Raw genomic sequence first — 24,037 nt, 5'->3', positions numbered from 1 at the left:
TGGCCCGCCAAGGATCCGTTCCGCGGTTGGCTGGAAGCATTGCTGCACGCGCTCAGAAACGAGGGGCTTTCTCCGACACCCTCGGGCAAACGGCCGTCGTTCCCGCGAAGGCGGGAATGACGATTTCAGCGATTCGCGAACCGCTCGAAAGCCTACCTACCCCGTCAGAACGCCTAAAGCGATTCGTTAGAAATGGCCCTAGCGCTTCACCGGCTGATACACGATGAAGATCACCAGTTCCTCGTCGTCCAGTTGCGCCAGCGCATGACGGTCGCCGTTGCGGGTCAGGATGGCGTCGCCGGGGCCGACCTCGCGCACGGTGTCGTTCAAGGTCAGGCGGCCGCGGCCCGACAGCACGTAGTAGATCTCGTCCTTGTCGTTGACGTGGTCGCCGATCGTCGCGCCCGGATGGAAGGCGCGCTTGCGGAAGATCAGGTCGAAGCCGGTGGAGTCCGAGAAGAACGGGTACGCGGTCGTCGTGCCGAGGCCGTCGTGCGGGCCGGGCTGGGTGATCGCGATGTCGCGCTCCTGCACGACGACGGAGGGGGATACCGGCGCCACAGGCGGTGCGGGCAACACGTGACAGTCGGCCGCGGTCACGGCCTTGACCGGCGCATCGGCATCGATGCCGCGCCAGCCGGCCGCGACGAGGCAGGCCACGGCATCGGCGCCGGCCTCGCTGAAATGGGTGCCATCGGTCTTGCCCTGCGCGGGCATGTGCATGAAGTAGGGCTTGGCGCCCTCCTCGCCATGCGCGCGGATCCAGTCGCTGGACGTGGCGTTGAGGTCGATCAGCGCGACATTTTCACGACTCGCCAGGTCCTGCATCGCCAGCGTGTAGCGGCCATGGGTGTCGACCAGCGAGCGGAAATCGTAGAGCAGCCGCGCGACCGGGGTGATCAGAATCGGCGTCGCACCGTTTGCGCGTGCGACCTCCACAAAGCGCTGCAGCAGCTGCGGATAGTCGGTCGCGGGATCGGTATAGCGGGTGGCGTCCTCGCGCTTGGCATCGTTGTGGCCGAACTGGATCAGCAGGACATCGCCCGCGCCGATCTCGCTGGCGATCGCGTCGAGCCGGCCTTCGTCGATGAAACTGCGCGTGCTGCGCCCGCCCACGGCGTGGTTGCGGACGTCCCAGCCTTCAGCGGTCCAGTTCGGGAACTTCTGCCCCCAGCCGGCCTGTGGCGCGCGCTCGGCGCCGTAGGTCGCCGCGGTGGAATCACCGGCGATGAAGATGCGATGCGGAGCAGGCGATGCGGCGAACGCGGTGCCCGCGGCACACAGGAGCAAGAGCGACAGCAGACGTTTCATCATGACGGCGCCCTGCGGAATTCTGGATGGAACCGCAGGCCGCCGCGCCATGGCCACGGCCTGCGTCGTGCAACGGTGTCGCGCGGGGCTTACTTGCCCAGCACGCCCTTGACGTAGGCGACGATGGCCTCGTCCTGGGCGTTGTCGAAGAACGCCTTCTGGAAGCGTTCGCCACCGACGGCCTGCTTCACCAGCTCCTGGTCGATCGCCTTCAGGCCTTCGACGAAGTCCTTGGACGCGCCCTTCTTGACGTCGGCCAGGATGCCGGCGTTGGTCATCTGCGATTCCTTTCGCTCGGCCGGGTAGCCCTGGCCGCGCTCGCCGTCGAACGCCTTCTCGAAGATGTAGCGGATGTTGATTTCCGCGCCCCAGCCGTAGCCCTTGGCGAACGGAATGGCCAGCGCATTGCCGTTGTTGACCTGCGCGAACAGGAAGGCGTCGGTCGGCTCGATGCAGTAGCCGCAGTACACACCCGGCCACGCGTTGAGCGACATCAGCGCGCCCTGGCCCGTGCCGCAGCCGGCGACGACGAAATCGACCGCCTTCGAATTCAGCAGCAGGCTGCCGATGATGCCGAGGTGGATGTAGGTCAGGCGGTGGTCGTTGTCACCGTCCATGCCGACGTTGAAGACGGTGTGGCCCTTGTCGGCTGCCACGGTGTTGAGCTGCTCCAGCACGACCGGGTTCTTGGCGGCCTGGCTGAATTCCTGCATCAATGCGATTTTCATGAAGACTCTCTTTGCGTGATTCGAGGGGAGGTGGAACTGCGAAACCCGCCGGTGCGGCGGGTTCCGCTCGTCCGGGAAGGGATCAGCGCGCGAGCCAGCCGCCGTCGACCGGAATCACCGCGCCATTGACGTAATCGGACGCGCGGCTGGCGAGGAATACCGCCGTGCCGCCGAGATCCGACGGCTCGCCCCAGCGCGCGGCCGGGATGCGATCGAGGATCGACTTGTTGCGGGCTTCGTCGGCGCGCAGCTGCGCGGTGTTGTCGGTCGCCATGTAGCCCGGCGCGATGGCGTTGATGTTGACGCCCTTGCCGGCCCACTCGTTGGCGAGCAGGCGGGTGATGCCGGCGATGCCCGACTTGCTGGCGGTGTACGAGGGCACGCGGATGCCGCCCTGGAACGACAGCATCGAGGCGATGTTGATGATCTTGCCACTGCCCTGCGCAATGAAGTGGCGGCCGACGGCCTGCGACAGGAAGAACGCGGACTTGATGTTGACGTTCATCACGTCGTCCCAGTCCTGCTCGCTGAAATCGACCGCGTCGGCGCGACGGATCAGACCGGCGTTGTTGACAAGGATGTCGACGCCGCCGAGGCCGTCGAGCGTTTCCTGCAGCAGGCGCGCGACCGGCTCGATGCTGGTCAGGTTGGCTTCGATCGCCACGAACCTGCGGCCCAGCGCCTTGACCTTGGCTTCGGTCTCGGTCGGCGGGCTGATACCGGCCGCGGCGATGTCGGCGCCGGCTTCGGCCAGTGCCACTGCGATGCCCTGTCCCAGGCCGGTATTGGCGCCGGTGACCAGCGCGACCTTGCCTTCGAGACTGAACGGATTCGTCATTGCGTTGCTCCCTGTTGCGATGCGTGAGTGGCCACGTGCGGCCGGTTACTTGAGCTGGCAGATGTCCAGCACGTGCATGTCGGTGTAATCGAGGTTCTCGCCGCCCATCGCCCAGATGAAGCAGTAGTTCGACGTGCCGGCGCCCATGTGGATCGACCACGGCGGCGAGACGACGGCCTCGTTGCTGCGCACCACGATGTGGCGCTGCGCGTCGGGCTCGCCCATGAAGTGGTAGACCCGATCGGCGTCGCCGAGATCGAAATAGAAATAGACCTCGCTGCGGCGGTCGTGCAGATGCGGCGGCATCGTGTTCCAGACGCTGCCCGGCTTGAGGATCGTCAGACCGAGCAGCAGCTGCGAGGACTGGCAGGTCGCCGGCACGATGTACTGGTAGATCGTGCGTTCGTTGCTGGTTTCAAGCGACCCGCGTTCGAGCGGCACCGCGTCGGAGATCGAGATCTTCTTCGTCTCGAAGCGCGCATGCGCCGGCGTCGAAGCGAGATAGAACTTCGCGGGCGCGGACGCGTCATCCGAAGCGAACACGACCTCAGCGCTGCCCATCGGCACGTACAGCCCGTCCTTCGGTGCGAGCGCGTAAGCGGTGCCATCGACGGTCACCGTGCCGGCGCCTGCGCCGACATTGACGATGCCAAGTTCGCGACGCTCCAGGAACGGACGGCCCGCCGCGGACGCGGGTTCGGTCTGCGTGGGCAGCGACAGCGGACCGGCGACCGGCGATGCGCCACCGATGACGAAGCGTTCGTAATGGGTGTAGCTCAGACGGATCGCGTCGTCGACGAACAGACAGTCGAGCAGGTACAGATCGCGCAGAGCGTCATTGGAGATGCCCTGCATCACACCGGGATGGGTCGCGTGATAGGTCTTCTGGTACATGACGGGCTCCAGACAGAACAGGGCGCGGTCACCACGGCATGGCGCCGGGTTCTTGCGCGGACGGCCATTCTATGATGTTCGGTAACCGGTGTCATTCCGCGGCGCGGCATGGGTGAATAAGTTCGATAGATGACTGCGCGGCCAAGCCCAGACCCCACCGGTGTCCGCGCGATCGCGTTGCCTGGCGCGCGCCATTTTTCAACCGTCATTCCGGCGAAAGCCGGAATCCAGTGGCTTGCCCAGTAAAAAACTACGAATCCTCATTGATGCGCACTATGGTCGGCCGAACGGTACTGCGTGGATTAGCGCAGCCCGCGCCCTCGGTCGAAGTCGCTGGATTGTCCCGCCATGCGGCGGTCGAAAAGCGCTTCGGCCTTCGCCGGAATGACGACGTCGCAATCCGGATGGCCTTTAAATCTGCACGCACGGCCTCAGCTCAAATACCTTGCACGAAGCTGTGCGGTGTGAAGACGCCGCAAGAGCCCTCACCCCACCACCTGCTTCGCAGGCGGTCCTCCCCTCTCCCGGAGGGAGAGGGGCAGTGGCGTCTGCCGCCGACGGCGGCAGACAGCGTCTTATCTTGGTGGCTGGCAGGAATCGCGCAGGATCAGATGCGGACGCACGCTCGCCAGCGGGCGTGGACCGTCCTCGGGCTGGATCAGCATCGCCGCGGCGATGCGGCCGGTGTCGCGGGTGTCGCGACGCACCGAGGTCAGCGGCGGCCACAGGCGCGTCGCCAGCGGGCTGTCGTCGTAGCCGACGACCGACAGGTCGCGCGGCACGTTGATGCCGTCGCGCATCGCCACGCGATAGACGCCCGCGGCCATTTCGTCGTTGCCGCAGAAGATCGCGGTCGGTCGCTTCTTGCCCGACAGCAGTTTTTCCGCCGCGGCGACGCCGGATTCGAAGGTGTAGCCCGCCTCGACGACGCGCGACTTGGGCAGTTCGATGCCGCGCTTCTGCAGCGCCGACAGGAAGCCGCCGGTGCGTTCGATCGAGGAACGGTAGTCACGCGGACCCGTGATCAGGGCGATATCGCGGTGACCCAGCGACTGCAGATAATCGGCCACTTCCGCTGCGCCGTCGTGGTCATGGGTCACGACCATGCGCTCGGGCTTGTCCATCGAGACCGCGGCGATACGCACGTAGCGCACGCCGATCGAATCGAGCATCGACGCCAGCGCCGGATCTTCCGACACGCGCGGCACCAGCATCACGCCGTGCAGCTTCTGCTGCTGCACGAACCGCCGCACGCCGTCGACGTAATCGGGGCTGCGGCTGTCGCAGGGATGCACCACCAGCTCGAAGCCCGAACCGCGCAACGAATCCAGCGCGCCGTACTGCATGTTGACGATGAACTGCGCGGTCGGATTGTCGTAGACCATGCCGATCAGGAACGAGCGGCGGAATGCGAGTCCGCGCGCCAGCGGGTCGGGCGAATAGCCGACCTCTCGCATCAGCGTCTCGACCTTCTCGCGCGTGTCCTGCCGCACCAGTGGCGAGTGGTTGATGATCCGCGACACGGTTTTCTTCGACACGCCGGCGAGCCGGGCAATGTCGTTGATCGTCGCGGGACGCGATGGATCCCGCACGGCCGGCGCCTTGGGTGTCTTCTTTGCTGCAGGCATCGGCCGTTCCGTCCGTCGGGTTGTCGCGCGGTTTCCATTCTAGCGGCAGTTCCCGGGCCGCCGTGCGGCGGCGCCGGTCACCCGGGCGGACCTGTCAGTCCAGGGCGCGGTACCGGAAGTCGCGGAAGTGCACCTTGCCTTCGCCGGCCGCGTAGATCGCCGGCTTCACTGCGAGGAAGCGACCGGCCACGTTGTGGTGGTAGCCGGAGATTTCCATCTGCACCGGATATTTGGTCCAGGTTTCGCCGTCGGTGCTGGTGTGGATGGTGACGATGTGCTGATCGTTCTTGACCCGCATCCAGAGCTTGCCCCCGGCGGCGCTGGGCGCGATCTGGTTGGGACGTTCCTCGCCGTAGCGATGCATGATGAAACGCTCGCCGTTGCTGCCCACGCCCACATACAGTTTGTCGCTGTAGAACAGCAGCGCGCCGCCCTGCGCGCCCGGCTCGATCTCCATTCCCACCTGGAATTCGTAGGACTTGTCGCCGGCGATCACCGTCAACGGCGAACTGTCGCGCGGCTGCGTGCCCTTGCCCTGCAGCGTCAGCGTGCCGTCACCGAACGACAGACGCTCGTACTCGGTCTGCGTGGGGTCGTAGAACGACCATTGCGCGCCGAGGGTGTCACCGCTGAAATCGTCGGAGAGCGCCATGCCGTGCTGGCCGACCGACTCGCCGGCGGGCTTGACCAGCGGCTGGCCGAGATCGCCGCCCTTGGCGACGAACCAGCCATCGTCGGTCCATTCGATCGGCTCGAGCAACGCCTGCCGACCGAGCGTCCAGTACCCGTTCTCGTAGCCGTGATAGATCATCCACCAGCGGTCGTCGGTACCCTCGACGATGGTCGCGTGGCCGCGCGACCACCACGGCTCGGCGCGATCGACGGTGCGCACGATCGGGTTGTGCGGCGAGTTCTCCCACGGGCCGTGGATCGAACGCGAGCGCGCGGTGATCACCATGTGACCGGTCGGCGGACCGGCCGTGCCGCCGACGGCCGTGGTCATGTAGTACCAGCCATCACGGAAATTGATCTTCGGGCCTTCCTGGGCGTAGGCCTCGACATCCCAGTCCTCCGGATACTGCCAGCCGTCGTAGACATGCTTCGGCTCGCCGACCACACTGAGGCCATCGTCGGAGAGCTGTACGTAGGCGCCGCCGCTGAGGAAAAGGTAGCGCTTGCCGTCTTCGCCGACCGCGTGGCCGGGATCGATGTAGCGGCCGAGGCCGATGTTCACCGGCTCGCTCCACGGCCCCTTGATGTCGTCGGCCCAGACCACGTAATTGCTGCGCTCGCTGCCTTCGGTGCCGCCGGTGCGCGCGGGGAAATAGATGTAGTAGCGCTCGCCGTGCTTGATGATGTCCGGCGCCCAGATGGAGCCGACGTTCTTGGTGATCGCGTGGCCGAGCGGCTGCCAGTTCACCAGATCGCGCGAGTGCCACAGCGGCAGGCCCGGATAGGCGTCGAACGAGGATGACGTGAGGTAGTAGTCGTCTCCATCCTTGAGCACCGACGGATCCGGGCGATCGCCCGCGAACACCGGGTTGAGGAAGGTACCGTCGCCCAGATCGGCCTTGCGCTGGTTCTCGATGCCGCGCGCCCAGGGCGATGCGTCCGAAGTGGCGCTGGCAGCCGGTGGCGCGGCGAACGCGCCGGCAGCGAGCGACAGGCCTGCGAGACAGGCAACGAGAACGGGGGCACGCAACATCGATCGCGACATCAGCAACTCCAAGGCGGGAACGGTCGCTCATCCGTTGGATGACACCGATAGTCATTCGACCGTAGCAGAGCCGCGCGCATCGATCATTTTGCGACGCAGCAAGGCTTTGACGATGCGCCTCGCTACAGTCGACACGCATCAGGCAGCCGCGGCGGGCATTCAGTGACACCGATAGTCAGTTCTTTCCGCATAACGGCGTGCGTCGATGTGCGTCCAGTCCAAGCCGTTCCCGGCGCGCGACGCATCGCGCTGCTGGCGACAGCACCTTCCAGTCGATTGTCCGCACTGACAGCGAGGGCCTCACCGCTCACTCGGACCGCAGCGCGCCGTGCGGTCCGAGCAGAGGAGGATGCAGTGTCACCGGCCGAAGACGAATGCAGCCCGCAGCACCTGTGCGCGATTGCGTTACGCTCCGGCGAGCCGCGCCAGCGCAGCAGCAGACGCGCGCTTGGAACGAACTTGTTGAATTCGAACACGCGCCGCTGAGCGCGCGACGACACGCCCTCGGGAGGGGATGCACATGACGGCAACACAGGCGGGGGAAAACACACGGCTGATCGTCCTGATCAGCTGTGTGGCGACGATCGGCGGATTCCTGTTCGGATTCGACAGCGGCGTCATCAACGGCACGGTCGACGGCCTGCAGCGGGCGTTCAATTCCGACTCCGTGGGCACGGGCTTCAATGTCGCGTCCATGCTGCTGGGCTGCGCAGTCGGCGCGTTCTTCGCCGGCCGGCTGGCAGACGTGTTCGGCCGCCGCACGCTGCTGATCGTGGCCGCCGTGCTGTTCCTGATATCGGCCTGGGGCTCGGGTATCGCGACCGGTTCGCTGGAATTCGTGCTCTACCGCATCATCGGCGGCCTCGCCGTCGGCGCGGCCAGCGTGATGTCGCCCGCCTACATCGCCGAGGTATCGTCGGCGCGTTACCGCGGCCGGCTGGCGACGGTGCAGCAGATCGCGATCATCGGGGGCCTGTTCGCCGCCTTCCTCAGCAACTATCTGCTCGCGCGCGTGGCCGGCGGCTCGACGGTGGAATTCTGGGCCGGCTACGCCGCCTGGCGCTGGATGTTCTGGATCGAGATGGTACCGGCGGCGCTGTTTCTCGTTGCGCTGTTCGCGATTCCCGAGAGCCCGCGCTTCCTGGTCGCGCGCGGCCGGCTGGCACAGGCCGAAGCCGTGCTGGTACGCCTGTACGGCGACATCGACGGCCGCCGCAAGCTCGGCGAGATCCGCGATTCGCTGGCCTCCGATCTGCATCGCCCGAAGTTCTCCGATCTCGTGTCCAAGGTCACGGGGCGCGTGCGCCCGATCGTCTGGGTCGGCATCGGTCTGGCCGTGTTCCAGCAGCTGGTCGGCATCAACGTCGTGTTCTATTACGGCGCGGTGCTGTGGCAGGCGGTCGGCTTCTCGGAAAACGATGCGCTGCTGATCAACGTGCTCTCCGGCGCGCTGAGCATCGGCGCCTGCGTCGTGTCGCTGCTGCTGGTCGACCGCATCGGCCGCAAGCCGCTGCTGTGGATCGGCTCGGCCGGCATGGCGGTCACGCTGGCGGCGGTGACCGCCGCGTTCTGGACCGGCACGCTCGGTGACGACGGCCGCCTGGTGCTGTCCGACTCGATGGGTCTGCTCGCGCTGGTCGCCGCGAACCTCTACGTGATCTTCTTCAACGCCTCGTGGGGCCCGGTGATGTGGGTCATGCTCGGCGAGATGTTCCCCAACCAGATCCGCGGTTCGGGCCTGGCGGTCGCCGGCCTGTTCCAGTGGGGCGCGAACTTCCTGATCACCTGGACCTTCCCGATGCTGCTGGCGGGCATCGGCCTGGCGGGCGCGTACGGCCTCTACGCGATCGCCGCGGCGCTGTCGGTGGTGTTCGTGCTGCGCTACGTCAACGAGACGCGCGGCCGCGAACTCGAGCAGATGGAAGGCTGATGCGTCTGGGACTGGCCGCCAACCGGCTGCATCACGCGCGTCCGGATGCCGCCCTGTTCCGCTGGCTGCGCGCCAGCGGCGCAGGTATCCGTGCACTCGACATTGGATTGCACGCCGTGGGCCGCACCTTCGACGCGATCGTCGAACGTGACGCGCTCCCAGGTCACACGGGCCTGCAGCGCTATCCCTACGGCCGCGAAGGCGGCCTGATGACGCTGGTCGCCGAGATCGTCGGCCTCGGCCCGGCGCGCACGCTCGACGGTGTGGTCTATCTGATCGACCCGGTGGATCCGTCATCGATCTTTCCCGAAGCGGTGGCGTTGAAACGCCAGTGCGTGATCCAGGGCAAACCGTTCCTGTCGACCGTCGCCTCGGCGCGCGACTTCATCGAAAGCGAGCGTCTGCACGCTGGCCTGCCGGCTGATCCGGGCGCCGACGATCTGCACGCGTTCGAACAGCAGACAATCGCGCTGATCGCCCACGACGCGATGAAGCCGCGGATGCTCGCGTTCGTCGAACAGCATTTCGATCTGCTGTCTCGCTTCAATGGGCGCGTCGCCACCGGTACGACCGGCCAGTTGCTCAATGATCTCGCTTGGCAGCGCGGCTGGCCCGTCGATCAGCCCTGGACGCAGCGCTTCCAGAGCGGTCCGCTCGGCGGCGACGCACAGATTGCAGACCTGGTGCTGTCCGGCCGCTGTCAGCGCGCGGTGTTCTTCGAGGATCCGCATGTCGCGCGCCAGCACGAGGCCGACATCCAGTTGCTCGAGCGCGCGGTCACCACTGTGACCGATACGGTGGCCTGCCTGACCTCGCCGGCAGTTGCCGACCGATGGGCGCAGGCGGCAGCGCGCCGCGCGGCGATGGCCTGAACCTGCACGTGCGCTGAGACCTCCGGTCGCTGGCGCTGCGTCCGGCCACCCGCATTCGATCATCCGATGCTTCCTGTAGGAACGCGCTCGCGCGCGAGGGATGTCCGGCAAGATCACTCTGTATGTGCGTGTGCACGTAGAAAGGCCCTCGCGCGCAAGCGCGCTCCTACAAAGGGGGGCTGATGGGTAGGAGCGCGCTTGCGCGCGAACAGCTATAGCCAGGGGTACGCTTCGCGCGCGCAGACTGACGGTGTCGCATCCATGACGCCGGACCCGAACCCGAACCCGCTCCAGTGTTCTTTTCCAGCGGTACGTTGGCTGTGCTGTGCCCTGCCCTGCCCCGCCTTGGGCCTTGGGCCTTGGGCCTTGGGCCTTGGATTTGGATTTGGCTTTGGCTTTGGCTCTCAGCTTTTGACTTGAATCGAGCCGTAGAGCGAGCCGAGCACCGGAGCCTGGCGGGGCCGAAGAGCAGCCCATGTCTGAGCGCAGCGAGTTTGGGCTGCGTGCCGCGTCAGGCTAGGAGCACAGGGCACCGACGCGGCTTCATCGCGTCGGCTCGCGTCCGGCGAAGGGACCTTTTGGTTCCTTTTGGGTCCCTCCAAAAGGGACTCGCACGCGCAGCGGGCGAAAGCCCTGCACTTGCTTGAGCTTTTCGGCCTTGGCCTTGGCTTCCCCATTGGCGCTACGCGCACTGAAGCGAAACGCCCGCTTCGCGAAGATCAAGTACAGGGCTTCCGCGCTGTCGCGCGGCTTACTTTTGTCTTGGCAAAAGTAAGCAAAACCGTCTTCGCCGGACGCGATCCGCCGCGATACAGCCGCGGCGGTCCCCTGCGCTTCTCGGGCAGCGAGGCACGCAGCCCAAACTCGCTTCGCTCAGACATGGGCTGCTCTTCGACCCCGCCGCCCTGCGATGCTCGGCTCGCTCTACGGCTCGATTGAAGTCAAAAGCTGAAAGCCAAGGCAAGGCAAGGGACGAAACGATAGCCACAGCACGATCAACATGGATGACCAGCGCTAAGCGCTGTTGAAAAGCGCCTCCCGCTTTCGCGGGAATGACCGCGGTGGAGCGAAGGCGAACAGCAGCGAAAGGCGAAAGCACAAGCAAACACATAATCAACGCTAGGCTGGTCCAACAAAAAGAAACGGCCCCGCAAGCGGAGCCGTCTCGTGATCAATAACCACCCGCCGATCAGGCGCGCAATACCCCCGGCAACCACAACGACATTTCCGGGAACAGCGCCACGATCAACAACACCACGAAGCCCGCAATCCAGAACGGCCAGATCGTGCGCATGCTCTCCATCACCGTGATCTTGCCGATCGCGGTGCCGATGAACAGCACCGAGCCTACCGGCGGCGTCACCAGACCCAGACCGCCAGCCAGCACCAGCACCAGGCCGAAGTGGATCGGATCGATACCGTAGGCGCGCGCGACCGGCAGGAAGATCGGCGTGCAGATCAAGATCAGCGGCGCCAGGTCCATGAAAGTGCCGAGCAGCAATAGCACCAGGATGATCATCAGCAGCACGGCGAGCTTGCTGTGCGCGAACGACTGCAGGAAGTCGACCGCCGCCGCCGGCACCTGCAGATAGGCCAGCAGCCAGCCGAACACCGAGGCCGTCGCGATCACGAACAGGATCACGCCGGTGCTGCGCGCCGCATGCACGATCGTCTCCATGAACTCGCGCAGCCGGAGCTGGCGGTACAGCACGGTCGTCACCAGCAGCGCATAGACCACTGCCACCGCCGCGCTCTCGACCGCAGTGAAGATGCCCATCCGGATGCCGACGAAGATCAGCGCGACCAGGCCCAGGCCCGGCAGTGCCGACACCAGCCGCAGCAGCACCGCACGCCAGCCCGGGAAGATCTCCACGCCGTAACCACGCTGCCGGGCGACCAGATAGCCGGTGAGCATCAGCGCCGCGGTCATCAGCAGTGCGGGCATGATGCCGGCCGCGAACAGGTCGGCAATCGACAGGCCGCCGCCGGCCGCCGCGGTGTAGAGGATCAGGTTGTGCGACGGCGGCACCAGCAGGGCGACAAGCGCTGCGGTGATGCTGACGTTGACCGCGAAGTCGCGGTCGTAACCGCGCTTGACCATCTGCGGAATCATCGTGCCGCCGACGGCCGACACGTCGGCGATCGCCGAGCCCGACACGCCGCCGAAGAACAGCGACGACAGCACCGACACCTGGCCCAAGCCGCCGCGCATCCGGCCGACCAGCGACGAGGCCAGTGCGATCAGGCGCTCGGAGATGCCGCCGCGCATCATGATCTCGCCGGCGAATATGAAGAGTGGAATCGCGATCAGCGAGGCAGTGCCGGTACCGGCCGAGATCTGCTGCACGAGCACGATTGTCGGCAGATCGAGATACAGCAGCGTCGCCAGCGCAGCAGCGGCCAGGGCGAAAGCCACCGGCACGCCGAGCATCAGCAACACCGCGAAGACGAAGAAAAGCAGCGCGATCGCCATGTCAGTGGCCCTCCCCGGCCGGCGCCGGGCGCAGGACGCGCACGAAACGGTTGAGTGCGAACAGCACCATCAGGGCGCCGCCGATCGACAGCGGCAGATAGTTGATGCTCTGCGGCAGATTCGCGCCGGCCGCCTTGATGCCGAGTCCGTCGAACAGCAGGATCGTCGCCCACCACGCGATGACCGCGCCGATGGCGACGATCACCAGAGGCACCAATAGTTCGACCAGGCGCCGGATGGTCGGGCGCATGTGTTCCTGCAGCAGGAAGAACCCGAAATGCCGGTTGGTGTGCACGCCGGCGGCTGCACCCAGGCTCATCGCGGTGGCGAGCAGCAGCAGGGTGACGGGCTCGGTCCAGCTCGGTGAATCGTTGATCACATAGCGGGCGAACACCTGCCAGCCCTGCACGATCACCAGCCCGAACAGGGCAGTGGCGGCAACGGCGATGACGGCGTCAGCCAGGCGATCGAGGACGGTTTTCGGTGCGTCTTCGGGCGCGAGGGTCGTGTCTTCGGACATCGTGGATTCCCGTGTCGGATCCGGTTGGATCAGGCGAGGTCGCGCATGCGACGGTAGAGAGTCTGCAAGGCGGGCTGCTGCAGGTAGCGATCGCGGATCGGCTGCGCGGCGGCGCGGAAGGCGTCCATGTCGACAGCGTTGAACTCGATGCCGTAATCGGCGACCGACTGGCGGGCAGCCCCTTCGGATGCGTCCCACAAGTCGCGCATGACCGGCACCGATGCGCGTGCGGTGTCGATCAGCAGATCGCGATCGTCCGGTCGCAGCGCATCCAGCGAGCGGCGCGAGATCAGCAGAATGTCGGGGGCGTAGGAATGCTCGCTCTGCGACCAGTAGCGCGCGGCCTCGAAATGCCGGCTCGAATGGAAGCTGCGCATATTGTTCTCGGCGCCATCGATCATGCGCGTCTCCATGCCGGAGAACGTGTCGCCCAGCGACATCGGTGTCGGATTGGCGCCGAGCAGGCGCACCAGATCGATGAACATGTCCGACGAGGCGACGCGCAGCTTCAGGCCATGCAGGTCCTTCGGCGTGACGATGGGATGGCGCGTGTTGTAGAAGCAGCGCGCGCCACTGTCGTAGACCGCCAGTCCGACCAGATCGCGCGTGCCGAAACCGTCGAGCACGGTCTGCGCCACACCGCTGTCGAGCGCATGGCGCATGTGCGCAACGGAATCGAACGCGTAGGGCAGGCACAACGCGGTGGTCAGCGGAAAGGCGTTGTTGAGCGCACCCGCGTACACGCGCGTCATGTCGATCGCGCCGAAGCGCGCCATGTCGATCGCTTCGGACTCGCGCCCGAGCTGGCCGGAATGGTACTGGCGCAGGCGCACGCGCCCGCCGGTTTCACGTGCCATGGTCTCGCCGATCCACTTCACCGCTTCGACGGTGGGGTAGTTGGCGACGTGCACATCGGTGGCGGTCAGCACCGTGTTTGCCTCGTCGGCGCGCAATGCGGCAGGGATCAGTGGCGCGGCGCAGGCCGCGCCGAGTCCGGCGAGGAAGGCGCGCCGTGTCGTCATGCCGCGCTCTCCTCCGGTTGCGGTGCGGCGGCGCGTGCCGTCAGCATCAGCTCGCCGTGGCTCGGAAACACCACGCGGGCACGCTGGCCCGGGAGGATGTCGTGGATACCGGTGGCATTTCCGGTCGCGATCAACTCGCCAGCCTTCAGCGGCCGACCGCGCCGCGCAGAGCGCGACAGCGCGAACGCGAATGCGGCGCGCAGACCGCCGGGCAGCGTCGTCGCCCCGCCAGTACCGACGCGCGCGTCGTCGATCCAGCTCTCCGCGGTCAGCGTCGCTTCGTCGAGCGTGGCCCAGTCCGCGATCTCGCCGCCGACGATCAGTCCGTTGTTGTTGCCGAAATCCGACACGACCACGCGCGGGCCGAGCTGGTTGATGGTCGCCAGCGGGCTGCTGGCGACCTCCATGCCGATGAACAGCGTGGACGGCAGCGCAGCGGCCTCGTCGGGCGTCCAGTCGATCTTGTCCACCGGTGCGTCGGCATCGAGCCGCAGCACGAACTCGGCCTCGATTGCCCCGAAACCGCCCTCGAAGACGTGGAACTCGGTGGCCGCGTCCGCGCGTTGCAGCCGGTTGCGGAACACCGGCCCGAGCAGGCGTTCGTCGCCGGATGCATCGCGCTTTTCCGGGGCGATGTAGCCGACCTTCCAGCCGACCAGCGTGTCGGGCCACTGCGCGATCGCAGCGTCCTGCACGGCATAGGCGGCGACGAGGTCATCGGGAATCTCACCAGGGAAACCCGGCAGCGAATGTCCGTTGCGGCGTGCGTCGAGGAAGGCATCGACGATGCCGCGGGTGGCGTCGCTCGACGTCGGTTTCGACGTCGACGGATGCGGGGAGGCGTTGTTCAAGCGGGTTGCTCCTGGCCTGTGTCCGTTTGCTGCACCGCAGATCGCGATGCCTGGACGTGTCTTGTATGGTAAACCGGTGTCATCTTCAATGTGCACTGCGGCAAAAACACCACGACAGGTACGAGAGGCGGGGCGGTTGCGATGCGCAGACCAGGAATTGTTGGGGTTTTTGGCAGCGCCCTGCTCGCACTGTGTGCAGCCATACATGCCGCGCCCGCACGTGACGATGCGGTGCCTAAGCTCGCGCTGTGGCCTGCGCACGCGGGTATGCAGGCCGGGCGTATCACCGAACGCAGCGACGACTCCGCCGTACCTGACCGCATCATCGAAGACGTGCGCGCGCCCTACCTCGCCATCTACGCGCCTGCGCGGCCGAGCGGCACCGCACTACTGGTCACGCCGGGCGGCGGCTATGCACGCATCGTGCTCGACAAGGAAGGCACGGCGCTGGTGCCGGCGTTCGTCGAGGCCGCGGGCATCACTCTCTTCGTGCTGCGCTACCGCCTGCCCGATGCCTCGCATGTCGAGGGCGCGGATGCACCGCTGGTCGACGCCCAGCGCGCGATGCGTTTGATCCGCGCGCATGCCGCCGAGTACGGCATCGATCCGGCGCGCGTCGGCGTCATGGGATTTTCCGCCGGCGGTCACGTGGCGGCGCGCCTCGCCACCACGCCCGATGCGGCGTATACCGCGACCGATGACGTCGATGCGCGGTCGTTGCGGCCTGATTTCGCATTGCTGGTATACCCGGTGATCTCGATGCACGCACCGCTTGCGCATGGTGGTTCACGCGACCGTGTGCTCGCGGTCAGTGGCGATGCGAAGTCCGCCACGCTCGATCGTTTTTCGCCGGACCTGCATGTCACCGCGGAGACACCGCCGATGTTCCTGCTGCACGCACAGGACGACGAGGTCGTACCGGTCGGCAATACGCTCGCCATGCATGCCGCCGCGCTGCGGGCGGACGTGCAGACGTCGCTGCATGTGTTCCCGCGAGGTGGCCACGGCTTCGGTACGCGCGGCGCCACCGGTGCATTGGCGCGCTGGCCGCAGCTCGCGATCGACTGGATCCACGAACAGACTTCAGGCCCATGACCCAGAACCTTATCGATCCCCAGCGCCGCCACTGGTTGCGCGTCGGCGCCACCGTTGCCGCGCTGTCTGTAATGCCGAGCGCATTCGGCGCCGGTCCGCGGGCGAGGACCACCATCGCGCGCACCCGCAGCGGACAGATCGGCGGACAGGTCGAGGACGGCGTGCACGTGTTCCGCGGCGTGCCGTATGGCGCCGACACCGCCCCGCGTCGCTGGCAACCGGCCCTGCAGGAGATGCGGTGGCGCGGCGTGCGCGATGCGCTCGACTACGGACCGTCGGCGCCGCAACGTGGCGGCGAAGGCCCTGGCAGCGAAGACTGCCTGCGCGTCAACGTGTGGACGCCAGCGCTGCGCGACGGCGCGCGCCGTCCGATTCTGGTCTACATCCATGGCGGTGGATTCACCACCGGTTCCGGCAGCGATCCGCTCTACGACGGCGGCGCGCTGTGTCGACACGGCGATGTGGTCGTGGTCACCCTCAATCACCGGCTCAACGCCTTCGGCTATCTGCATCTGCGTGACCTGGGCGATGCCGCGTTCGCACACGCCGGCAACGTGGGCCAGCTCGATCTGATCCAGGCACTCGAGTGGGTGCGCGCGCATGCGCATGAGTTCGGCGGCGACGCCGGAAACGTCACCGTGTTCGGTCAGTCCGGCGGCGGCGCCAAGATCGCCACGTTGATGGCGATGCCGGCCGCGCGCGGCCTGTTCCATCGCGCCTGGACGATGAGCGGCCAGCAGGTCACCGCCGCCGGTCCGCGCGCCGCCACCCAGCGTGCGCAGATCTACCTCGATGCACTCGGCCTGCAGCCGGCAGAAATCGACCGGTTGCGCACGCTGCCGCTGCAGGCGCTACTCGAGGCGCAGACGGTGCGCGACCCCTCGCGCGTGGAAGACAGCGCGCTCTACTTTGGACCGGTCGTGGACACGGTCAACCTGCCGCGGCATCCGTTCTGGCCCGACGCGCCGCCGCAGTCCGCCCGCATCCCGATGGTCATCGGCAACACCCGCGACGAGACCCGCGCATTCCTCGGCAACGACCCGCACAACTTCACGATGCACTGGGACGACCTGCCGGCGAACCTGCGCACGCAGCAGTTCGTCGATCTCGACCCGGCCGTCGTCGTGGCCGAGTACCGGCGCCTGTATCCCGACTACACGCCGTCGGAGGTGTTCTTCGCGGCGACCACCGCCGGACGCTCGTGGCGTGGCGCGGTCGAGGAGCTCGAAGTGCGCGCTGCACAGGGCACCAACACCTGGGCCTACCAGCTCGACTGGTATCCGCGTACCGAAGAGGGGGCGCGCAGGCGTGCGTTCCACACGCTCGACATCCCGCTGGTGTTCGGCAACACCGGCGTCACCGGCGCGAAGACTGGCGACACGGTCGAAGCGCGCGCCGTGGCCGAAACGATGCGAGACGCACTGCTGGCCTTCGCGCGCAGCGGCGATCCGAACCACACCGGCATTCCGTTGTGGGCGCCGTACTCGATGGCGGCGCGCGAGACGATGGTGTTCGACGCCGCTGCGCGTCTCGAACACGATCCACGTGGCGGTGAGCGCATGCTCTACCAGCAGGCACCCTTTATCCAGCGAGGTACGCAGTGAGCCCACGCCATGCCGCAGTGACTCTCGCAGCCGTTGTACTGCTCGCCGGCTGCGCTTCGACCGCGACCGATGCGCCAGCAGCCGGCGCGACCACGTTCCGGCACGCACCGCTGGTCCGCGAGGTCTTCATCGCCGATCCGTCGGCGCACGTCTTCGACGGCCGCATCTACGTCTACGGCTCGCACGACGTCGACGAGCCGCCGCGCGACGACGAACCCGGCAGCGCCTTCGTGATGCGCGACTACCGGGTGCTGTCGATGGACCGCATCGGCGGACCGGTGACGGTGCATGGGCCCGGCCTGCGGCTCGAAGACGTGCCGTGGGCATCGCGGCAACTGTGGGCGCCCGATGCCACGCGGCAGGGCGGCCGCTATTACCTGTACTTCCCGGCCAAGGACCACGACGGCATCTTCCGCATCGGCGTCGCCACCGGTGAGCGGCCCGAAGGGCCGTTCACTGCGCAGCCCGAGCCGATTGCCGGCAGCTACAGCATCGATCCGGCGGTGTTCGCCGACGACGACGGTGCGCGCTACATGTACTTCGGCGGCATCCACGGCGGCCAGCTGCAGCGCTGGGTCTCGGGCACCTACGACGCTTCGATGGGCGAGACCGACCTGCAGCAACCCAATGCGCCCGCGCTGATGCCGCGCGTGGCCCGGCTCTCCGACGATCTGCTGTCCTTCGCCGAGACGCCGCGCGAGGTGATGCTGCTCGACGACGACGGTGCGCCGCTGCGCGGCGGCGATCTCGACCGGCGCTTCTTCGAAGCCGCGTGGGTGCACAGGCACGATGGGCGTTACTACTTCACGTATTCGACCGGCGACACCCACACGATCGCCTATGCGATCGGTGACTCACCGTACGGGCCGTTCACGTATCGCGGCGTCGTGCTGGCGCCGGTGCAGGGCTGGACCACGCACCACTCGATCGTCGAAGTCGATGGCCGCTGGTGGCTGTTCTATCACGACACCGAGCTGTCGGACCGCACCCACCTGCGCAGCGCGAAGGTGACCGAGCTTGTGCACGAGGCCGACGGCCGCATCCGCACCATCGATCCCTTCGTGCGTTGATATCCGCGCCCGACGCGCATCCACCCCGCTTCCGGAATCCAATCCATGCGCCATCCGCGCCTGCTCGCCCTCGTCCTGTCGGTGGCTTGCCCCGTCGCCGCCTTCGGCACGGACAATCCAATGCGCCCGCCGGTCACGCCGATCCAGGCCAGCAAGATCGTACTCGTCGGCGATTCCACGACCGCCGTGCAGGGCGGCTGGGGTGGCGCGTTCTGCGATCGCCACGTGGCCTCGTTCCTGGCCTGCGTCAATCTGGCCCGCGGTGGCCGCAGCACCTACAACTACCGCGCCGAGGGCTCGTGGGACATCGCGCTGCACGAGATGCGCACCGGGCCGTTCGACGCGGTGTATGTGCTCGTGCAGTTCGGCCACAACGACCAGCCGGGCAAGCCCGGCCGCTCAACCGATCTGACCAGCGAATTTCCGGACAATCTGCGCCGCTATGTCGCCGAGATCCGCACCGCCGGCGCGCACCCGGTCCTGGTGACACCGTTGACGCGCCGCCAGTTCGAGGACGGCCGCCTGCTCGACGATCTCGCGCCGTGGGCCGAGGCGACGCGCACGGTCGCGCGCGAGCTCGACGTGCCGCTGGTCGATCTGCACGCGCGCAGCCGGGACCTCGTGCAGGGCATGGGCCCGGTGCTCGCGATGCGCGCCGCGCAGCGTCCTGCAGCTCCGGAACAGGTCGCCGCCGCGCAGGCCGGCACGACGATCGGCACGCCGCCCGCCGCCGCGCCTGCAACGGCTGCAGCAGCGCCCATGCCCGCCAGCACGCAGGACAACGCAGCGACCGAACCGATGGGCCAGGCCAAGCTCGCGTTCGACTACACGCATCTCGGCCCGGAAGGCGCCGCGCTGTTCGCGGCGATCGTTGCCGACGAACTCGCGCAGCAGGTGCCAGTGCTGCGGCGTCACCTGATTCCGTAGTCGTTGCCGCGCAGAGCTTGCGTCGGCAAACGGAATCCACGCGTGCAGCGGCGACCGGTCAACAGCCGCCCTGTAGGAGCGCGCTCGCGCGCGAACCTGGCAGTCCAGGGGGTCCTTGGTCGCGCGCGAGCGCGCTCCTACAAGGTCGGGAGCGGCGCAGGATCGCCCGGACCCGGCCACGGCGCCGACTCCGCAGCAGCCTCGTCGAACCGGCGGACTCCTCGCGTGCAGACGTGCGAACGAGGGTTCCGTCCGGCTCGGTCACACGCGAGTTCGCTCCTGCGAACGCGAACACGTCGGTCTGAAGGGTCGCGCTGTTCGCGGCGATCATCGCCGCGCTGTATTGCCGGCGCAGACCGGCACCCTGGTTCGCAGCCATTGACGCGCAGAGCTGCACCGGCAGTCGGCATTCGCGACCGGTCAGCAGCCTCCCTGTAGGAGCGCGCTCGCGCGCGAACGTGGCCGTCCAGGAGGTTCTTGGTCGCGCGCGAGCGCGCTCCTACAGGGGCCGGGACGGCGCGAGGCCGTCCGGACGGTGGCCTTGTCGGGCACGCCCCATCGCGCGCGAGCGCGTGCCTATGAAGGCCGGGACGGCACGGGGGATCCGCAACCTCGCCAGGCCGCGAGGCCGCCGCGGCAGCCGCATCGATCCGGTATTCCAATCCAGTGACAGGCCCGCGGCCCGAAGGCCGCAGGCCCCGCCCCATCAGCGCACGTCGGCGACGTTGTTGAGCCGGGTCACTTCCTCGCCGTCATCCGGCAGCGCGATGCGCACGCGTCCGCCGCGCGGATCGACACCGGCCGCAGGCACGAGCCGCAGCGTCGCGGTTCTGGGGCGCAGGTCGCGCGGTGCCTCGAGCGCGGGGATCTCCGCACGCGCGAGTTCGCGACCGCGCGCATCCTCGAGCACCGCGATGCCTGCCGGGGAATCGACATGGCCCAGGCCGTGCACGGTCACCTCGACCGCGCCGTCGACGACGCGCACGTCACCGCGGCCGATGCCGATGTCGGCGCGGGTCTCCACCGGCGTGCCGGCCTCGATCAGCTCGAACTCGAACACCTCGGTGCGGCCGGGCGCGAACGCCAGCTCCACCGATGTGCTGGTCTCGAGCGTCACCTCGCGGGTCTGGGTGCGGCCGTCGATGGCTTCGTCGCCGTTGCGGTCGACACCGCTGGTGATGCGCCAGCGCCCGGCCGCGACGTTCCAGCCGGTCATCGCCGCGCTGGCGCTGCGCGCGCCGGTGTTGTGCGCGATCACCTTGAAGCGCTCACGCGACGGCGCCGACACCAGCAGCGCGACGGCTTCCGCCTCCGTCTCGTCGGCGAAGCGCCAGCTCACGGTGTGGCCGGGATAGGTCGAGTTGCGCTTCAAACCGAGCCCGCCGAGGCGCACGCGCTGCAGGAACTCGCTGTGCGCCTCGACCCGGTCCGACCACCAGTGGCCTTCGGTGTTCATGTACTCGCGCATGGCCTTGGCCTGGATGCCGTCGGCATGCAGGGCTTCGAGATAGGCCTTGTCACCGGTCTGCTGCCAGGCGAACACGCTCTGCACACCGGTCTCGCCCTTGTCGGCGGACTGCTGCAGGCGCGTGCCCCAGTCCTCGCGGCGGCCGAGCGCGTCGACGTAGTTCTCCGACAGGTTCGACAGGCCCGCGGGGCCGGCCCGCTCGACGCGGTATTCGATCGGGCGCAGGTACTTCGCGTCGCCGGTCCAGCGCCAGGCCGCCCAGTACAGGTGCATCGTGTCGGCCCCGCCCGATCCCTCGAACAGGTTGCCGCCGCGGCGCTCGCCGGTGGCCCAGTTGATCTCGTTGGGCAGCTGCCAGGCGCCGGCCTCGTCGGTATAGGCGTGGGCGAGGTAGCCGTCGGCCAGACCGGTGATCATGCCGCGACTGGTCGGATCGGCATTGAACACGCCGAGCACGAACGCCGGATGCAGCACCGGGAACGAATACGGCTTCTGCCACTGCCAGCGCGGCTCGCGATAGACCTTGTTGCCACCGAACCAGTTGCTCGAGAACAGCAGATGGCCCTGCGGATTGCGCAGCACGATCTTCTCGTCGAGGTCGCGCACGGTCTCCATCAGCCGGGTCATGCTCAGCGGGTCGCCCCAGTTGAGCAGCGCCATCGCGCTGTTGGTGTTGATGCCTTCCTCGTAGGCGTGCAGTTCGTCGGTCTCGATCGTCGACAGGCCGCCGACGAACATGTCGTTGGCATAGGCCGCATCGGCCAGCGCGGTGATCGAGGCGTTGATCTTGTCGGGCATCACGCCCATCAGCGCCAGGCCCGGCCACTGCTGGCTGAGATCACTGTCGTCGGAAATGCCGCCGCCGAAATCGCCGAACGCCACCTGGCGCTCGTCGATCCACCATTCGATGAAGCGTCGCACGGCCTTAAGATCCTCGAGCTGACGGAACGCCCACAGCGGCACGCCGGCCGGCGCCTGCGGCTGCTCGAACGGCGGCAGGCCCTGGCTGTTGTAGCTCATGTAGTTCCAGTAGCGCCGGCCGAGTTCGTGGTCGGGATCCACGCGCAGCAGATCGCTGATGTCGGCGAACACGCGCTGGTAGAGCCGCTGGCGCTTGGACGTGGTGTGTTCCTCGACCAGGAAGCCCCAGTTGTCGCGCACCTGGTTGAAGCGATCAGTGACGTGCTCGGCAATCGCCTGCTCTCGCGGCTTGTAGACCATGCGCACTTCGGCGCCGTCGAGCGCGGACGCATCGAAGCCCGTTGCGGCCGAGGCGATGCTGATCCACAGGCTGTCATTGGTGAGGATGCGGTCGCGCGTATCGAGCCAGACCGTGCGCTTCTCGCCCGGCCGTACCGACACCGAAACGTCGATCATGTCGCGCGCCGGCCAGACCGGATCCTTGACGCGGATGTTGAGCGGGATCACCGCCGTGCCGTCCACCGTGTGCGTGGCCGGCAGGTCGAGCGCGGGAATGTCGATGGCGATGCCGTCGAGGCCGTCGTGCATGTTCTCCCAGCTGTGCGCCCAGCTGCGGATCAACGGCTGCGCGGCCGGCGCGTCACTGATGCCCGACGGAATCAGCACGTGTACGATCGGCTGCGCGTCCGCGGCCTGCGTCTGCGTCGCCGTACGCGCGCGGAACGCGGCGCGGCCCGGCAGGGCGAGCGCCATGCTGCGTTCGCCGGGCGCGAAGCGGCCCTCGATGTAGGCGCGCAGATCGGCGAGGTTGGTGTAGTCGATCTCGGCGTTGCCGCGAATCGTGTAGGCCTGCTTGACTGAGCCTTCCGGCTCGGCGGCGTCGCTGACGTGATAAGCCCAGATTTCCTGGATCGGGGTTTCCTGCGCCGCGTTCTCGAAGCGCAGGTGGCCGCCGCGGCGTTCGGCGAACGTGTCGACGCTGCGCACCACGCCCTGCGGCCTTGTGAACAGTGGCGCCAGCGCATCGGGCCCGGCGCCGGCCTGCGCCTGGCCGTAGGCGGCGCCGCGCAGTTCGATGCGGTTCCAGGGCTCGTCGGGCAGGCTCAGATCCAGCGCCTTGCCGCCGTCGACATACGTGTCCCAGTCGGGCAACTGGAAGTAATCGTCGCGGCCGCGCAGCCGCGAGCGGTTGTAGACGCCCGGCCAGGTGGTTTCGGCGATGCCGTCGGTGCCCTTCCACATCCACTGCTTGAGGTCTTTCGCATCCGCGAACTCGACCTTGCGGATCGTCGTCACCGGCGTGTCGAGCAGCGGCGGCGCGGCGCCGTCCTGCCAGCCGTGACGGAACAGCCATGCGGCCTGGCGGTCGGCCGGTGCCACGGCCGACGCGGGTGCACGGAAGCTGCGCACGGCCTGCACGCCGGCGGCATCGAGCATGCGGTCGTGCACGCGGATGTCGTCGAAATCGCTGCCGCGCAGGAAGTTGTAGCGGCTCTGCACCTGGTGCGGCGCGAGGATGCGCGCGGCTAGGCCGAACTGGTCCAGCGCGGCGTCGTAGTCGAACGACGCCTGGGCATTCGCCGGACGATCCTCGCGACCGACTTCGCGGCCGTCGACGTACAGGCGCACGCCCACGGTCTCGTCCCAGGCGAACGCGACATGCGTCCACGCGTCGGCGGCCGGCGGCGTGTCCATGCGGAACGACACCCGCGAGCGCGCGAGGTTGGCATCGGTGACGAAGGCATCGAAGCCTTCTCCGTTCCAGTCGATGCGCAGCCAGGCCATGTCCCAGCTGGAATGGTCGGCGTAGCCGACGCGGAAGATCACGAACGGCGCCTCGCCGACCGGATCGCGCGAGCGCCAGAAGAAACTCAGCGTGCCGCGCGCGGCGTCGATGTTGCCCGGCGCGTTCCACGACAGCACGCCGTCGTCGTCCCATTCGATCGCGCGTCCGCGCGCGCCGCCATCGACCAGGCGCACCTTGTCCTTGAAGTTGGGTACCGGATCGCCTGCCGCGGTGTCGGCGACGAAATCCGCGTCTGCGGAGACATGGAACAGCAGGCGCGGCGTGTCGTCCGCATGGACAATCGCTGACAGGCACAGTGCACAGGCCACGGCCAGGATTCGCTTCGACATCTGGTTCAAACCTTCATCTCCTCGACAACGAT

Annotated in this window: 17 protein-coding genes; 6 read left to right on the top strand and 11 right to left on the bottom strand. The window is 67.5% G+C overall.

Features of this window, described 5'->3' with window-relative positions:
• Window positions 1-198 precede the first annotated feature (198 nt).
• The 6 genes from J2X52_RS10040 to J2X52_RS10015 form a co-directional block, all read right to left on the bottom strand.
• Window positions 199-1,311 carry a GDSL-type esterase/lipase family protein gene (locus J2X52_RS10040; protein WP_310152379.1) on the bottom strand — a complete coding sequence of 371 codons (1,113 nt, stop codon included), beginning with the start codon at window positions 1,309-1,311 and terminating at the stop codon, window positions 199-201.
• Between the two features lie 89 nt (window positions 1,312-1,400).
• Entirely contained in the window at window positions 1,401-2,039 is a 639-nt protein-coding gene (locus J2X52_RS10035) for an RpiB/LacA/LacB family sugar-phosphate isomerase (RefSeq protein WP_310152376.1), read from the bottom strand.
• An 82-nt stretch (window positions 2,040-2,121) separates the two neighbouring features.
• Entirely contained in the window at window positions 2,122-2,877 is a 756-nt protein-coding gene (gene kduD, locus J2X52_RS10030; RefSeq protein ID WP_310152374.1) for a 2-dehydro-3-deoxy-D-gluconate 5-dehydrogenase KduD, read from the bottom strand.
• 45 nt (window positions 2,878-2,922) lie between these two features.
• Window positions 2,923-3,771, bottom strand: a complete 849-nt coding sequence (kduI, locus tag J2X52_RS10025; RefSeq protein WP_310152372.1) for a 5-dehydro-4-deoxy-D-glucuronate isomerase — start codon at window positions 3,769-3,771, stop codon at window positions 2,923-2,925.
• A 575-nt stretch (window positions 3,772-4,346) separates the two neighbouring features.
• Window positions 4,347-5,399, bottom strand: a complete 1,053-nt coding sequence (locus J2X52_RS10020) for a LacI family DNA-binding transcriptional regulator (RefSeq protein WP_310152369.1) — start codon at window positions 5,397-5,399, stop codon at window positions 4,347-4,349.
• Between the two features lie 94 nt (window positions 5,400-5,493).
• Window positions 5,494-7,116, bottom strand: a complete 1,623-nt coding sequence (locus J2X52_RS10015; RefSeq protein WP_310152367.1) for a family 43 glycosylhydrolase — start codon at window positions 7,114-7,116, stop codon at window positions 5,494-5,496.
• Between the two features lie 466 nt (window positions 7,117-7,582).
• Between J2X52_RS10015 and J2X52_RS10010 the strand changes: the two genes are divergently transcribed.
• Both J2X52_RS10010 and J2X52_RS10005 read left to right on the top strand, forming a co-directional pair.
• The gene (locus J2X52_RS10010; RefSeq protein ID WP_310152497.1) at window positions 7,583-9,046 is read left to right on the top strand and encodes a sugar porter family MFS transporter; all 1,464 of its coding nucleotides are present in this window, start codon (window positions 7,583-7,585) and stop codon (window positions 9,044-9,046) included.
• Window positions 9,046-9,918: a methylglyoxal synthase gene (locus tag J2X52_RS10005; RefSeq protein ID WP_310152364.1), complete on the top strand. Its 873-nt coding sequence runs from the start codon at window positions 9,046-9,048 to the stop codon at window positions 9,916-9,918. Before J2X52_RS10010 ends, J2X52_RS10005 begins: the two co-directional genes overlap by 1 nt.
• A gap of 1,189 nt (window positions 9,919-11,107) precedes the next feature.
• Here J2X52_RS10005 and J2X52_RS10000 read toward each other — a convergent pair.
• From J2X52_RS10000 to J2X52_RS09985, 4 genes are read right to left on the bottom strand one after another with little or no spacing between them, the layout of a single operon-like run.
• Window positions 11,108-12,391, bottom strand: coding sequence for a TRAP transporter large permease (locus J2X52_RS10000; RefSeq protein ID WP_310152361.1), 1,284 nt, complete (start codon window positions 12,389-12,391; stop codon window positions 11,108-11,110).
• Between the two features lies 1 nt (window position 12,392).
• Window positions 12,393-12,911 (bottom strand): TRAP transporter small permease, encoded by a 519-nt coding sequence (locus tag J2X52_RS09995; RefSeq protein ID WP_310152358.1) that lies wholly within the window; start codon window positions 12,909-12,911, stop codon window positions 12,393-12,395.
• Window positions 12,912-12,940: 29 nt separating this feature from the next.
• A complete protein-coding gene (locus J2X52_RS09990) occupies window positions 12,941-13,933 on the bottom strand; it encodes a TRAP transporter substrate-binding protein (protein WP_310152355.1) in 993 nt (330 codons plus the stop codon).
• Window positions 13,930-14,721: a 2-keto-4-pentenoate hydratase gene (locus tag J2X52_RS09985; protein WP_310152494.1), complete on the bottom strand. Its 792-nt coding sequence runs from the start codon at window positions 14,719-14,721 to the stop codon at window positions 13,930-13,932. The genes J2X52_RS09990 and J2X52_RS09985 overlap by 4 nt, the downstream gene beginning before the upstream one ends.
• 204 nt (window positions 14,722-14,925) lie before the next feature.
• Here J2X52_RS09985 and J2X52_RS09980 point away from each other — a divergent pair, with 204 nt between their 5' ends.
• From J2X52_RS09980 to J2X52_RS09965, 4 genes are all read left to right on the top strand, one after another.
• On the top strand, window positions 14,926-15,879 hold the full coding sequence (locus J2X52_RS09980; protein ID WP_310152353.1) for an alpha/beta hydrolase: 954 nt from the start codon (window positions 14,926-14,928) through the stop codon (window positions 15,877-15,879).
• Window positions 15,880-15,950: 71 nt separating this feature from the next.
• Window positions 15,951-17,483 (top strand): carboxylesterase/lipase family protein, encoded by a 1,533-nt coding sequence (locus tag J2X52_RS09975; protein ID WP_310152492.1) that lies wholly within the window; start codon window positions 15,951-15,953, stop codon window positions 17,481-17,483.
• A complete protein-coding gene (locus tag J2X52_RS09970; protein ID WP_310152349.1) occupies window positions 17,480-18,553 on the top strand; it encodes a glycoside hydrolase family 43 protein in 1,074 nt (357 codons plus the stop codon). The genes J2X52_RS09975 and J2X52_RS09970 overlap by 4 nt, the downstream gene beginning before the upstream one ends.
• A 120-nt stretch (window positions 18,554-18,673) precedes the next feature.
• A complete protein-coding gene (locus J2X52_RS09965) occupies window positions 18,674-19,480 on the top strand; it encodes a rhamnogalacturonan acetylesterase (protein WP_310152489.1) in 807 nt (268 codons plus the stop codon).
• Between the two features lie 706 nt (window positions 19,481-20,186).
• Here J2X52_RS09965 and J2X52_RS09960 read toward each other — a convergent pair.
• Window positions 20,187-24,005, bottom strand: a complete 3,819-nt coding sequence (locus tag J2X52_RS09960; RefSeq protein ID WP_310152346.1) for a LamG-like jellyroll fold domain-containing protein — start codon at window positions 24,003-24,005, stop codon at window positions 20,187-20,189.
• Between the last annotated feature and the right edge of the window lie 32 nt (window positions 24,006-24,037).

The sequence above is a fragment of the Luteimonas sp. 3794 genome, from assembly GCF_031456825.1.
Lineage (GTDB): Bacteria > Pseudomonadota > Gammaproteobacteria > Xanthomonadales > Xanthomonadaceae > Luteimonas.
Note: the sequence above shows the minus strand (reverse complement) of the source record. Positions and strands in the feature narration are given on the sequence as shown.